Annotated in this window: 9 protein-coding genes; 4 read left to right on the top strand and 5 right to left on the bottom strand. The window is 44.7% G+C overall.

Translation table 11 applies throughout. The features are described from left to right. Positions 1–13: 13 nt before the first annotated feature. Entirely contained in the window at positions 14–1,450 is a 1,437-nt protein-coding gene (locus tag KFF44_RS13490) for an SLC5 family protein (protein WP_255935038.1), read from the top strand. A 36-nt stretch (positions 1,451–1,486) separates the two neighbouring features. Here the strand turns inward: KFF44_RS13490 and KFF44_RS13495 are convergent, their stop codons facing one another. Both KFF44_RS13495 and KFF44_RS13500 read right to left on the bottom strand, forming a co-directional pair. Continuing rightward, the gene (locus KFF44_RS13495) at positions 1,487–2,179 is read right to left on the bottom strand and encodes a cupin domain-containing protein (protein ID WP_255935041.1); all 693 of its coding nucleotides are present in this window, start codon (positions 2,177–2,179) and stop codon (positions 1,487–1,489) included. Positions 2,180–2,366: 187 nt separating this feature from the next. Further along, a complete protein-coding gene (locus KFF44_RS13500) occupies positions 2,367–4,886 on the bottom strand; it encodes a DUF2339 domain-containing protein (protein WP_255935044.1) in 2,520 nt (839 codons plus the stop codon). Between the two features lie 124 nt (positions 4,887–5,010). Here KFF44_RS13500 and KFF44_RS13505 point away from each other — a divergent pair, with 124 nt between their 5' ends. Both KFF44_RS13505 and KFF44_RS13510 read left to right on the top strand, forming a co-directional pair. After that, a complete protein-coding gene (locus tag KFF44_RS13505) occupies positions 5,011–5,607 on the top strand; it encodes a TetR/AcrR family transcriptional regulator (RefSeq protein ID WP_255935046.1) in 597 nt (198 codons plus the stop codon). 172 nt (positions 5,608–5,779) lie between these two features. Next, positions 5,780–7,804, top strand: coding sequence for a redoxin domain-containing protein (locus KFF44_RS13510; RefSeq protein ID WP_255935048.1), 2,025 nt, complete (start codon positions 5,780–5,782; stop codon positions 7,802–7,804). Positions 7,805–7,947: 143 nt separating this feature from the next. Here the strand turns inward: KFF44_RS13510 and KFF44_RS13515 are convergent, their stop codons facing one another. Genes KFF44_RS13515 through betB form a run of 3 tightly spaced genes read right to left on the bottom strand, consistent with a single transcriptional unit; the run spans position 7,948 to position 12,265 of the window. After that, complete coding sequence (locus tag KFF44_RS13515) at positions 7,948–9,114, bottom strand: BCCT family transporter (protein WP_255935050.1); 1,167 nt, start codon at positions 9,112–9,114, stop codon at positions 7,948–7,950. A 33-nt stretch (positions 9,115–9,147) separates the two neighbouring features. Beyond that, the gene (gene betA, locus KFF44_RS13520; RefSeq protein ID WP_255935063.1) at positions 9,148–10,800 is read right to left on the bottom strand and encodes a choline dehydrogenase; all 1,653 of its coding nucleotides are present in this window, start codon (positions 10,798–10,800) and stop codon (positions 9,148–9,150) included. A 1-nt stretch (position 10,801) separates the two neighbouring features. Then, a complete protein-coding gene (betB, locus tag KFF44_RS13525; RefSeq protein WP_255935065.1) occupies positions 10,802–12,265 on the bottom strand; it encodes a betaine-aldehyde dehydrogenase in 1,464 nt (487 codons plus the stop codon). Positions 12,266–12,863: 598 nt separating this feature from the next. Between betB and KFF44_RS13530 the strand changes: the two genes are divergently transcribed. Then, positions 12,864–14,312 (top strand): alpha/beta fold hydrolase, encoded by a 1,449-nt coding sequence (locus tag KFF44_RS13530; protein ID WP_255935067.1) that lies wholly within the window; start codon positions 12,864–12,866, stop codon positions 14,310–14,312. Positions 14,313–14,524: the final 212 nt, after the last annotated feature.

Consider the following 14,524-nt stretch of genomic DNA (forward strand, 5'->3'; position numbering starts at 1 on the left):
ACGGAGAGAACACATGTCGCTTCAGACAATTCAAATCGCAGTCTTTCTATTTGTAACTGCACTGATTGCTTTTGCGACCTACTTGAAATGCCGCGGCACACGTGTAAACGCGAACTCCAACAAAGAATATTTTTTGGCGGGTGGCGGTTTATCCTGGGTGTTTGTCGCCGGGTCAATAACACTGACCAACCTCAGCACTGATCAACTGGTGGGTATGAACGGCAATCAAATGGCCCTGCTCGCATGGTGGGAATTTGCAGCAGTTCTAGGCCTCGTGATCCTCGCCAAAGTTTTTCTACCAGTTTATTATAAGAATGATTGCACAACGACGACAGAACTGTTGGAAAAACGTTATAATGACAAGCATATCAGAGCGACAATCTCTGTCATGTTTCTCCTCGGCAATGTCTTCATTTTCTTGCCATCAATGCTTTATGGCGGGTCGCTTTTCATGCAATCCATGTTCAATATCGATACGGACATCATGATACTGGCCACCCTGTTTGGTATTATCGGCGCATGTTACGCTGTTTTTGGCGGCCTGAGGGCAGTTGCCGTCTCTGATACCTACAGTGGGATCATGCTCCTTGGTATGGGCATGCTTGTTGTTGTTCTTGCCTTAATTGCGATTGATTTTGATTTTTCAGGTATACCGAGTGAACGCCTGACACTGATAGGTGCGAATGATAGCCCCATTCCCTGGCACACACTTTTAACAGGAATGATTTTCATTCAGATTTTTTACTGGAGCACCAACCAAACCATAACCCAACGGGCGATGGCATCCCCAACACTCAAGGAAGCGCAAAAGGGTGTCTTGGCGGCGGGCGCGATCCGGCTATTGATCATCCCTCCCATGATCGTACTGCCCGGTATCGTATCCTATAAACTATACGGCGATATAGGTGACGCCGCCTATGGGCGCATTGTGGGCGACATATTGCCCGTTTGGTTATCTGGTATGTTTGCCGCTGCGATCGCAGCCGCCGTTTTAACCAGCTTCAATAGCATTCTGAATTCGTCTACCGCTCTTTATGTCTGCGACATCCATGAGAAATATATTTCTGAAGACCCGAATGTTAAAAAACTGAGCGCAATTGTAACCGCCGTCTTTGTTATCATTGCCCTATTTTTGGTACCTGTGTACGCGACAAGTGACAGTATTATCAACACTGTTCAGGAACTGTATGGCCTCTTGAGCATGCCAATCCTGTCTACCTTTTTAGTAGGTTTAATATTCAAAAACGTTGACCCCAGGGCAATGATCAGTGCTGTCGTATCTGGTACCGGATTATACGCCTTCTTTACCTTTGAGTGGTCGCCCACGCACTATATCCATCTAATGTTTGTTACATTGATATTCTGCGTATTATTCGCTCTCGTTATCAATTCATTGGTTTTCGGGAAACGGGCAGAGCTAATCTTCAAGCAACACAAAGCATATGAATAAAGCGGACCTCGATAAACCCTTCCGGTGCTATTTCGACTAACTTTTCTGAACTCGGTCGATCTGATCCACTATATTTTGCAAATTACCGTGTTTGATCCAGACTTTTGCACCCTCAAAGTCTGTGTAGGCCTTTACTCGCGCTCCTTCTGGCACTCGCATCCAACTATGCTTAACAAGTTTATCATCACCTTCAGAAAAATTACCATCCAACACTAGGAATTCAGCACCACGGGGCGCATCAAACTCAACAATCGTATTCGGTTCCCATATTTGTAATTCAACGCGTTCATGATCATCTATATATAGGAGAGTTATTGAAACTCCTTCATGATCACGATGTGGTACCGGCTCCATATAATTGACATTCAACCGAACATGCGTTCGGTCTATTGGATCAAATTGCCATAATTTCACAAAAATTACACACCCCTCTTCTGCCCCTGGAGTATGCTTGGATTGTGGAGGGTTACGGATATAGGATCCAACGGGAAAATCGCCATGTTCATCCTGAAAGACCCCATCAAGAACTATAAACTCTTCACCGCCAGTATGAACATGCGGGGAAAATTTGCTTCCCGGCGCATACTTTACAATTGACGTAGCCCGAGCAACCTCATCGCCGACACGGTCAAGCGGCCTTCTGTAAACACCCGGCATTGGTGATTTGATCCATTCTTCTTGTTCACTATGAACGACAACTCTTTGGTCAAAGTCAGCATTAATTTTCATAATAAACTCCATATAAAGCCACAAGAATATTGATTTTTATCACAGCATTTGAAACCTCGGCATAAACAATCCTGTGAAAGTTACCGCGTGTAAAATTTACAACGCATTCCACTATGCATTATCAAAAACTATAAAAATGCCCGCTACCATCCGGCAGCAGGCATCATATTTTTATACATTATGAATACTAGTCCATACTGTAGAGATTTAAATCATCACCTTCACGGGTATGTTCGATCCTTTGTTTCTGCTGATGCCTAAAATATTGATAAAGATAACCCATCGCGATTAATGTTATGCCAAGCCCAATGAAAGATAAAGCGCGTGCAATACCTTCAAGATGATTAAGGTCTAGCAAGAAAACTTTTAGAACAACCAGTGCCAGCATAGCCATACCAGCTTTTCTGATCCCCTGAATATTAATCTTCACCCCAACCAAAAGAAGGAAAAATGCATATGCGAGCCAGACTGCAGAATATCCATACCATTCCCATTCGCTAACGGCACCTGATCCACCCATAGGATAAAAGATGTGTCTGATTTCCAGGGTTAGCCACAGGAACACAGCGCCGAGCGACACTATACCAGAGCTAAGTCGAATCCATTTTTCATAAGGTTCCTTTGCCAGTAGCGCCTTAAATCCATAAAGCAAACCCGGGATCAAAAACTGTATGAATTGCAAGTTGAAAACAGGTAAAGATCCAACATTAATTTCCTTGAACAGAATATTATTGAACACACCTCCTCCAAAAACGAGAGCAACAACCCCTGCAAAAGAAATTACATGGCTTAATGACATCAAAAGGTCATTATAATCTCTTTTAGCTCGCCAATAGATAATCAGACCAAGAATAGTCCAGTTTATCGTTTGCAGCGCCGTTTCAAATGCTGTCATAGAGCCAAGCAACGTATTATCGCTACTGAGCAAAATACGAAGTTCAAAGGTTACAAAACCGCATGCCAGAAGCGCAGACCCAGCCTTTAAGACTGAAATAAGTGTCTCACTATTATCGCCGCGATCAAATAGTTTCGCCGAAATTAAGAAAAGAACAGAACCCAGCCCATAACTGTACCAAATCCAGTTAATAATCGGCAAAGCAACGCCGCCTCCGTAATCGAAAATCGCAACGTTCAAAAACAGCCTTACCAAAACAACCAAAGCCAAAATAACGGCGAGTTTACGAAGCCCTTCAACAGAAGTTTTTTGCCAGATATAAGCAAGCGCGAAAACTTCTAAGGCTAACGCAAAGCTTAACCATGCATCCTTTAGAACCATTGCCAAGGCTAATGAGATTGCAGTTGTAGCACCTGCCAAATATGCAGATAACGGTAAAGCCCAATCACCATTCTGTCTTCGGTAAAGCTGATAAGCACAGAATGCAAAAAACCCTGCAAGCGTGAAAGTTACGGATACAAAAGGAATATTGTTTGCATATCCGTCGAGGCGCCAGAAATCGATCGCCAGAACCAGTATTGGATAGGCTGTACCAATAATAGACCACATGCTCTTGCGAAGCACGCGCTTCAGGCAAACATATGTAGAGCCACCAACAAATGCTGCCACAAAGATGGATACACTCAAAAATATTTCAAAGCCCGGAGCTTGAACTGGCAAACGCGCAAATGCGTTCACAGGTGTTTCGCCAATATAGCTGGCTAAATCTGTAATTCCCGGGGTATGCCAAGTCGCTAGCAAAAACAAGCTACCTATCAATGCAACGATTAAACCAGCATCATATTCCGCCCCACCATGGTCTTTTTTGAAGATCGGTGATGCTGCGGCGAACATTCCGACAAATCCAATACCTGCAATTATCAAGCTTAATAGGCTATAGTGCTCGAGACGAACCATTGCGATAATCAAAATTGTACAAAAAACCATCATCGCATCTGAAATTATCGTAATCACACTACCAGCCCTAAGACCGATAATTGTTTCATCCAACACCCGTTGGTCGCTGGCACCACGGAGCATCCATTGATTAACACTGGCCAAAGACAAGACAAATAACCCAACGGGAAGCATATCACCTGTATGCCAGTTGGTCATAATCCAACCAACTACCCAAAGACTAGCCATTAACAAGGAAGTGACTGTTATATCTGTCCAGCGATTATGCCGAGCCCCCCATAAGCTTGCGCTAATAATAGCTATCAAATAAGGAAACAACCCCCAAGCACTTGGCACATTCGAGGAAACGAGTGCCGGGACCGCCATCCCGGCAATCAAGCCAAGATAAGCAAAATATTTTCCGTGCACTCGAGCTAGCCAAGACGACATTAAAGATACACATGCCAAACTTATAAATGTTAGCCAGAACGGAATTAGTTCGTAAAGCGAATATGCGCTATAGACTGCAGCGAATATAATCAATAACCCCGCAGCGGCCACAGCGCCCGGTACGTATGAAGGCCTGTCTTTTAACCAACTTACAGAAGATTGTTTGCGACGCACCCATTCCCCTGAACCAACAAGAAAAATACCTAGTATTGCTCCAAGTGCGACTCTAATTGCTGGATGGAGCAAACCTTCGTCAATCGAGTACTTAACTAAAAATACTCCTCCCAGCGCCAGAACCACTCCGCCAATCCAAATCATCCATTTGGAGGACATATCGCCCTCAAGACTGTTTGTTTTACGAGAACTGTTTTCATTCAACTTGTTTTCCACCTGCTCCCCAGATGCAGGTTTAGCATTATGTGTCACAGCTTCCTCCTATGTGATTAAGTGACAAACATTATTAATTGAACAATGTTCAATTATTCTATATTGTCATTTTGAACGATGTTCAATATAAAAATGAACATTGTTTAGTTTATGGAGAGTAAAATTGGGACGTCGTTCAGATCACAGTCGAAAAGATTTATTAAATCTTGCATTGAATGCCGCGGAAAAAATTGTAGAAAAACAAGGAACTAAGGGCCTAACAGCCCGAAAGGTAGCAAGTGAAATTGGATATTCAGTTGGTACGATTTATAATCTTTTTGACAATTTGGATGACCTTAATCTTCATATTAAAGCAAGAACGCTGGATGCAATGTATGAATTTGTGAAGGATGTCCCTCTAGGTAACCATGTAGAATCAGACTTTCAGGCACTTAACAAAGCGTATTTCGAATTCTTGCGCCAAAATCCAAAAACTCTAGGCACTATTCTTGACCGCTTGGACTCAAACGGAAAACCATTACCTGATTGGTACCTAGAAAAGGTTGCAAAACCATTCTCTGTAGTCGAAAATGCCCTAGCCCCCTTATTCCACAGCAAAGATCGTGAAAAGTTAGAATATGCTGCGCGAACGCTTTGGTGTGGTGTTCACGGCATTGCAACCCTCGAGCTTGATAACCCTGCAGACTTCATCGGGCAAACAACCGCCGAGGAAATGGCGCTTTACCTGATCGAAACTTTCCTCAAAGGGTTAAAATCATAATATTCTAGGGTTAGCTCTTCAGATACCCATAATTATGCACAATAATGTCTATAGATAATCTTTCGGTTCTAAACGATTTATGGTATAGAAAATTACACCATAATGGATTCCATTATAACTGAGTATCAGGGGAGTGATATTTCAGTTCGAGGGTCACGAAGAGGGAAGTCAAATGAAACATTTATCGTCACTATTAGTGGCATTATGCCTTACCGCCTGTGGAACAGAGGTAGACACAAACCAATCCACTGAATCAGAAGCCAAGATTTCACTTCATACTGCAGCGTCAGAGGTAACATCCGAAGATCTGTATGTTGATAATTTTCAACTTTTGGATCACGAAGGGCGCGCGCACGAGCTTTACTATTATGACGACGCTCCCGCCATTGTCATAATGATACAAGGAAATGGTTGCCCAATCGTTCGCAACGCATGGTCGGATTACCGCGACATTCGCGATGAATATCAGGACCAAGGCATCCAATTTTACATGCTTAATGCAAACAAACAGGATAACCGTGAGCGCATCGGCCTGGAAGCAGCGAACTATTCCTATGACATCCCTATTCTCAAAGATGATACGCAGTTAATTGCTGAATCGCTAAATGTAACGCGAACCGCTGAAGTCCTTGTTATCTCCCCCAGTGATTGGAGCATTTTATACAGAGGTCCTGTAAACGATCGCCTAAGCTATGGACAGCAGCGTAAAGAGGCTAAAAACCATTACTTGAAAGAGGCGATTGACGCGGCCATTGCTGGTGAAGCTGTTGAAGTTCCTGTTCGTAAATCTAAAGGCTGTATTGTCAATCTACCTGAAACCAAGAAACGTCCTGAGCACGCAAAAATCAGCTATAGTGAAACAATTGCACCGATGCTCGAGAAAAATTGCGCAGAATGTCATCAGGACGGCGGCATTGGCCCTTGGGCTATGACAGGATATGACATGGTTGAAGGATTTGCTCCGATGATCCGCGAGGTTGTGCGCACTCAGCGGATGCCGCCTTGGTCAGCGGACCCCCATGTTGGAAAGTTTAACAATGGTCGCGGCCTTAGTATTGAGGAAAAACGTACCCTTGTTCATTGGATCGAGGCCGGTGCACCGAGGGGCGATGGGCCCGACCCACTTGCTGACCGTGTAAGCGATGCAACCGTATGGCCGCTTGGTGAACCTGACCTTATTATTGAGGCACCGGCCTTTGATGTACCTGCGTCTGGTATTATCGATTATCAATTCCCAACGGCACCGAACCCGCTTGACCGCGATGTTTGGGTAAAAGCTGTCACCGTAGTTCCCGGTGATAAAACCGTTGTCCACCATGCTTTGGTTGGCTCTTCTGAGACCGTAACACCAGCAGGTCAAGGGGACGGAGATGATGTTTTTGAAAACTACCTAATTGGTTTCGTGCCTGGTGCAGAAAGCTATGTATATCCTGAAAACACAGGCGTAGAAGTGAAAGCAGGTGGCGAATTCCGCTTCCAGATGCACTATACAACAAGCGGCAAAGCGACCACTGACAAAACCAAACTGGGTCTCTACTTCCACGACAAAGAACCAGAGCATCGCTTACGCCAGCAAGTAGCGATCAACTTCAGGATCAACATACCTGCAAATTCTGATAACCATCAGGAACAGGCCTATTTTGAGTTTGATCATGATGCGACGCTTTATATGCTGTTCCCACATGCCCATTATCGCGGTAAATCAAGCGAATTTGCAGTTCAATATCCTGACGGCAAAGAGGAAACTATCCTGTCAGTTCCCAAATATGATTTTAACTGGCAGCATTCTTATAATCTTGAGAAACCTTTGGATGTTCCTGCGGGTGCGCGCCTGATCCACCGCACGCGGTACGACAATTCAAAGCGTAATCTTGCCAATCCCGATCCTGACAGCAATATACGCTGGGGTCTTCAGTCCGCAGAGGAAATGCTATACGGCAGCTTCTTCTTCCGCTGGACTGACGAAAGCAAAACCAACCCGCTCCATGACCCCCTTCAATTCAATTTGCGGCAGTTCTTTGGTTTTGCCGACAGGAATATGGATGGGAAGTTATCGCGCGATGAATTAAGCGGAAACCTTGCGCAAGCTTGGGATAGTGGCCGACTAAAACAAGTTGACCGCGATAATGACAATGCACTCTCGTTTGCCGAATTCTATGCTATGCAAAAAGCGCGCAGGCAAGCACAAGGTAGATAAATATTATTAAACTCAAATTACTAAAACACCATAATGACCTGAAGCATTATGGTGTTTTGACTATATTCGAGTTGATCGGGTTAACAGCGTCCATCTTACTCAAAAATATGAACGAAGAGCCTAACAACACTCACTTAAATCAATCAGCCTGACAGGGAGTTTCGTAGTTTGTTTCGGCTCAAAAGTATATAGCCGAAGCACAAGAAATAGATCAGGATAACAAGCGCACCAATCCATTGAATTTCAAGAAAGTCACCTTGAAACGCCATAGTGAGCAGCGATAAAATAGCAAAATTTCCAAACCAATATTTAGCCCTGCCAAGGCGCGCGACCGTGAACCCTAGATTGTCGGTGTAAAGACGTATTAATGAATCCAGCGAGTTGATGACAAAAGTGATACCAACAAAAACCATTGCCCAGTTCATGATGTTGGTAATAGGCCATTCATTCTGATGATATTGATAGAGAATAGAAAACCACAAGGCTATCGGAATCGATGGTACTACAATCATAGCAATCATTACTTGATAGGTTTTCATCCCCCCGACAAACCGAGCAGTAAACTGGCCAATCATGATGCTCCATGCAAACCACCAGTAGAGGTAAAACTCATGATAATCATTGATAGGCAGCATAAATTTTTCAATGTTGGTAAAATAACCAGTGATAAACCCAAGTGTGTTCAGATAATTCAAGAGGCTGTTACTTTCCTGAAACGATCCGAGCCATAAAAAGAGTACGAGCGTTAAGAACAAAAGCGAACTACCAACACTGAGTATTTTTACATATTTGATGTCAGTGCTGGAAAAGGCAGCTATACCAATGACCATTAGCACCAGCGATCCGAAGATATACTGAGCATTCTCTTTATCTGCGACATCAGCGAGATACCAAGGCAAGTTACTGAACAAAAGATAAGCTGTGAAAGCGCACGTACCAATGATGACAAGATTGTTGAGAAACTTGATAATGCCAATTTCGAAAAAGCGGACCTTGGGCTCGAGCACACAAAAATAGAAACACGTCAGGAAATAAAAACCCCAGATTAAAAAGCCCCAAAAACCAAATTCAATCGCTAGGGGGTTCGTAAAACCATATTCTGGGTTTGCTGCAATATCAGCATATGTGCCAAATTCAGTAAGTGGGAACATAATTAATCCCACATCCAAACCCGACGTAAATAAAATGGCGATAAAGACAAGCGGATGCGCCGGGCTAACCCCTTCACATCGCATATTGCCATAGCGAAAAAGTGTGAAAGCAATGGCTGCAAACGTAAATATAAGCCCCGCGCTAAGCCAGATCGTCATAATATCATTGGTTTCCAACGTGCATGTTTTTGATCATCGCTGTTTTTCCCTCCAGTTTTCGTGTTCGAAAACTGGCACATGCTCAGCAGATAATAAAGGGTTTCCTAGAATTATATCGGCAGCACGCTCGGCCACCATAATGGTGGGCGCGTTCAGATTACCATTTGTAGTGGTTGGAAAAATCGAACTATCAACAATCCTAAGGCCTTTTAGACCATGCACTTTAGTATCCGGGCCCACAACTGCCATGTCATCGGTTCCCATTTTACAGGAACACGATGGATGATAGGCGCTTTCGACTGATGTTCTGACAAATTCATCAATCTCAGCGTCAGTAGCAATTGCCTTACCGGGCTGAATTTCGTCCCCTCTATAGTCATCAAAGGCTGCTTGTTCGATAATATCGCGTGTTAAGCGAACACACGCTCTAAAGCCCTCGACATCATCACTGTGTTGCAAGTAATTAAACAATATCTCTGGTGGTTCGCTCTGCACGCTACTGACTGTTTTTACATGACCACGGCTTTTGGGTTTATTATGACCAACATGGACCTGGAACCCATGGCCGTCAAATGCTGACTTGCCATCATATCGCATCGCGGCTGGAAGAAAGTGATATTGGATATCCGGCCACGACGTACCTGCCTTAGACCTTATGAAACCGCACGATTCAAAATGATTGGTGGCTCCAAGCCCGGATTTAGTCAATAACCACTTAGCCCCGATCAAACCTTTATGAAACCAATCGAGTTGACCATTTAATGTGATCGGCTGCTTACATTCATACTGAAAATAAAACTCCAAGTGATCTTGCAGATTTTTACCGACACCCGGAAGGTCGTGTTGAACGTTTATACCAGCGTCCTTCAGGTCATCTTCTGCTCCAATCCCAGATAACTGCAAAATATGCGGTGTTCCAATCGGTCCCGCCGACAGAATAACGTCACGTTTTGCCTTCACCTGTTTGTTTTGGCCTGCGTCAATATATGAAACACCCGTGACTGATTTGCCTTCCAATATAAGCTTGTCTACCGTTACATTCGTGATAACGGTTAAGTTAGATCGCTTCATAGCGGGTCTTAGGTAGGCATTTGCGGTTGACCAACGTACCCCGTCTTTTACGGTCATATGCATCGCCCCAAAGCCTTCCTGATTGAAACCATTATAGTCAGGAGTTTCCAGATAACCCGCTTCAACTCCCGCTTTAACAAAGGTCCGGTAAAGCGGGTTCTGCATTTCATTACCGTTATTTACAGCAAGGGGACCGCTGTCGCCGCGATACTTATCACCGCCCATAATCCAGCTCTCAGCTTTTTTGAAATATGGCAAGCAATGAGCATAATCCCAGTCTAATGCCCCCTCCTCCGCCCATTCATCAAAATCACGGGCATGGCCGCGCACATAAACCATACCATTGATAGAAGAGGAGCCACCAAGCACCTTCCCACGCGGGCAATGCATTCGCCGGCCACCAAGGCCGGGCTCTGGCTGTGTGTGATATTGCCAAGCATATTTATCCGTATTCATGGGAATGGAAAGCGCAGTTGGCATCTGGATAAAGATACTCTTATCAGAACCACCTGCTTCCATCAAAAGGACCGAATGTTTGCCATTCTCAGTTAATCGGTTGGCAAGCACACATCCAGCAGAACCTGCCCCAACAATGATATAATCATAATCCGGCATATTAAAATGGGCTCTCGATCGGCTGCATACCAACATAAATCGATTTTATTTGGGTGTAGTGTTTTATCGTTTCAATGCCGTTCTCGCGGCCAATACCTGACTGCTTGTACCCACCAACAGGCATTTCAGCGGGCGACGCGCCATAAGCATTTATCCAGCATATCCCTGCCTGCATCTGGTGGATAACACGATGTGCGCGACGAATATCCTTGGTATATACACCTGCTGCAAGGCCGTAGCTGGTTGCGTTAGCGCGGGCAATCACTTCCTCTTCGCTATCAAAGGGGAGAACAGACATAACCGGGCCAAAAATTTCTTCCTTACAAATTTGCATGTCATCTGTGCAATCAGCAAACACGGTCGGTTCAACAAAATAACCACCTTCACAGCCTTTAGGCGACACCCCTTTGCCACCAGTTATTAATCGTGCACCGCTAGCAATACCTTTCTCGATATAGCCCAGGACAAGATCTCGGTGTTTTTCCGATATCAGCCCCCCCAGATTAGTGTCAGGGCTCATAGGGTCACCAATAACCACATTATTCTCGGTACGTGCCTTCACACGCGCCAAAAAAGCGTCATAGATCGTGCGCTCTACAAACACACGGGTTCCGTGCGTGCAAACCTCACCCTGCGTATAAAAATTGGCAACCATTGCCGCAGAAACGGCCTCTTCCAAATCTGCATCACCAAATATAATTAAGGGGGACTTGCCGCCAAGTTCCATAGTCACGTCCTTGAGCGAACTTGCCGCTGCTGCCATAACCTTCTTGCCGGTTGAGACTTCACCCGTGAAAGATACTTTGGCGATACGGTTATCGTGCGTCAGTTTCTCGCCAACTGATGCTGCGCCCTGCACAACATTGAATACGCCGGCAGGAACTCCCGCCTCTATGAATATTTCAGCAAGTTTAATCGCGCCGAGTGGGGTTTCCTCTGACGGCTTGAAAATCATCGCGTTCCCGCAAGCAAGCGCTGGCGCTGATTTCCAGCAAGCGATCTGTAACGGATAATTCCATGCGCCAATGCCGGCACACACACCAAGCGGTTCGCGGCGGGAATAATAAAAATCCCCCCCTAAATCTTGCTGATTTCCTTCAATTGACTGCGCAATGCCTGCAAAAAATTCAATCGCATCCGCACCTGTTACCACATCAACAACTGATGCCTCTTGTATTGGCTTACCGGTATCCAGCACCTCTATTTCAGCAAGTTCATCGTTACGTTCACGCAGTATTGCGACAGCACGAAGTAAAATACGACTTCGCTCAACCGCTGGCATTTTAGACCAGACTTGAAAACCTTCCTCAGCACTTTTTATCGCCGTTTCCATGACATAATTATCGGCAACTTCGACAGAATAAATGGGTTGACCTGTGGCTGGATTAAAAACTGTAAATGTTTCACCTGATTTATTGGCTAAACTATGACCATCAACGAAACTTTGATAACATGTAAGAGGCATTGATTTCCCTGCTGAAATAATTTTTTCGTAACTACACAGAACATATTGCTACATTATTCTCTTAAATAGTAAAACAAGTCTCATAGTAAAAGAATACCCCTCACAATTATTAAAACGGCGATAGAGTATCTATCTTTGCAAATCATAAGAGCAATTGGCGCTTCTTTCGTACTCCTTCTTATAATACCCTACCCCATTCAAACTCAGTATTTAGCCAACTACTGCACAACAACATGAATGACGCCGTTCCCCGGCCCTGACTTACAAAAACAAGACCTACCAACGAAACTAAAATTTTTAATTGTATAAGATAGGGTTTTGAATTCACTCGAAGCATCGGAGAAAATAATGCTCACATTTGTTTTGTAAATCCGTTTAGCGTCTTATAAACTTATTCTAGGGTTCATTACGTCTCATTTCTGCGAATAAAGCTTGCTTCTCCGGTGTTGTAAGATTGAATTTTTTGTAACGATATCAAAGCAACCAAATACAAGAAATGACCTACCTGAGGAGTATATGGATCGTCGTATTATCCAGCCGTGGGTCAATTTGTGGGTTAACAACTCAAACTGATGAACAATATAAGGAGGCAGTGATAATGTGGATTAGGGTATTGTTGCTATGTGTAGTCGCTGGATTGCTCGCGGCTTGTCAGCCAGAAAGTCCTTTAGAAAGCAGGAATTCTGTTGTCCCAAGGTTTGAGACTGTAAAAGAGGATGGAGACTTTCCTGTTAAGATACCATCTGCCTTTGATGCAACTCTTGGCTGGTTAGTTATCGCTGAAGACCGCAATAACGCACAGTCGCCCGAAATCCGATTACCCGTTGCCATTATTCATACATCGGCCAAAACTTCCAAAAGTCCTGTTGTGTATTTGTCTGGTGGTCCAGGTACGTCCGCGATGAGAACAGCTGCATTTCCAGGGGCCTATCCATGGCTCAAAGAACGGGACTTCATCGTCATCGGACAGCGGGGAACCCATTATGCAAAGCCTGCACTTATGTGCCCGGAATATCGTAATGCTGTGGAAAAAGGCACTGATCTAGTAGCCTCAGTAAAGGCTTGCAAGGCCAGACTCACACAGGATGGAATTGGCCTCAAGAATTATAACAGCCTTACGAGCGCCGCAGACCTTGAGGACCTGCGTACAGTGTTGGGGATAGACACATGGAACCTGTACGGCGTCTCTTACGGTACTCGCCTCGGTCTAATATATGCCAAGAACCATGGAGGTAGCCTCGATGCGATGGTGCTAGACTCGCCCCTTCCTCCTAACGCTATTTATGATGATCAGAGCGCCAAAAACCTGGAAAATACACTCAGAAATATCGCCAAGGATTGTGCGTCGCAACCGTCCTGCAATAATGCCTTCCCAAATCTGGAGCAGCGGTTTTTTCAAACTATTGACGCTATAGTGAAATCGCCACTAGAGATTGACGGCCTCAATCAGCCTGTTACGGCGCCAGAGCTCGTATCACTTGTACCGCTCAACTCTGGCAATGATGTTCGTCGTGCACCTTTGTTTATGGACTATTTAGCGCGGTTCGACCCTGTAATACAAGGCTATCTCGACAGCCCGGCACAAGCATCTGATCTTGCTTGGGGGATGCGTTTCTCCGTCTGGTGCAGCGAGGCCTTGCCTTTTAGTAAGCGCAGCCGCATGGAAAAACCAGGGCCAGTGTTAGGCGGATATGAAAGCGCAGCAATAACCCCAGAATTATGCCAGGCGTGGAGGGTGCCATCGCTGGATCAAAGTGTTGTGGAACCCGTCATTTCAGATGTCCCCACGCTTATTTTCGCCGGTGACTTTGACCCGCTTACACCGCCAATATGGGGGGAGCTGGCAGCTAACACTTTATCCAAAAGCTTAGTTGTAACGGTTAGAGGGGGCGGCCATTCAACCACTCAACAATGGGGCGGGGATGGATGTGCAATGGCGCTCGCCAACGACTTCATAAAAGAACCAGAGAGTGTTCTAGCGGCAGATAAATCCGACTACTGTGTATTTGAACGTTCTGCACCTTCTTATATGTTGCAACTGGACTAGTTTATGGCCGATAGCATAAATTTGTACAACCATGGCCGTTATTCTCATTAATTATGAAAATGGACAGCTGGTGTCCGTTCTCATAAATCACGAGAATCCAACAATTGAAATTATTAGACTTTTTCTAACCATTTTCACAATGAACGAGACTCATTTTCACATAAAACGAGAAGAAAGTCCGTATTTTCATAATTAACGAGAATAAACCAAAA

This window comes from Kordiimonas sp. SCSIO 12610 (assembly GCF_024398015.1).
Classification (GTDB): domain Bacteria; phylum Pseudomonadota; class Alphaproteobacteria; order Sphingomonadales; family Kordiimonadaceae; genus CANLMI01.

What these genes read in the sequence shown, in the direction of transcription:
- KFF44_RS13490 (WP_255935038.1), top strand. Translation starts at nt 14, where the DNA reads ATGTCGCTTCAGACAATTCAAATCGCAGTCTTTCTATTTGTAACTGCA.
- KFF44_RS13495 (WP_255935041.1), bottom strand. Translation starts at nt 2,179, where the DNA reads ATGAAAATTAATGCTGACTTTGACCAAAGAGTTGTCGTTCATAGTGAA.
- KFF44_RS13510 (WP_255935048.1), top strand. Translation starts at nt 5,780, where the DNA reads ATGAAACATTTATCGTCACTATTAGTGGCATTATGCCTTACCGCCTGT.
- KFF44_RS13515 (WP_255935050.1), bottom strand. Translation starts at nt 9,114, where the DNA reads ATGACGATCTGGCTTAGCGCGGGGCTTATATTTACGTTTGCAGCCATT.
- betA (WP_255935063.1), bottom strand. Translation starts at nt 10,800, where the DNA reads ATGCCGGATTATGATTATATCATTGTTGGGGCAGGTTCTGCTGGATGT.
- betB (WP_255935065.1), bottom strand. Translation starts at nt 12,265, where the DNA reads ATGCCTCTTACATGTTATCAAAGTTTCGTTGATGGTCATAGTTTAGCC.
- KFF44_RS13530 (WP_255935067.1), top strand. Translation starts at nt 12,864, where the DNA reads ATGTGGATTAGGGTATTGTTGCTATGTGTAGTCGCTGGATTGCTCGCG.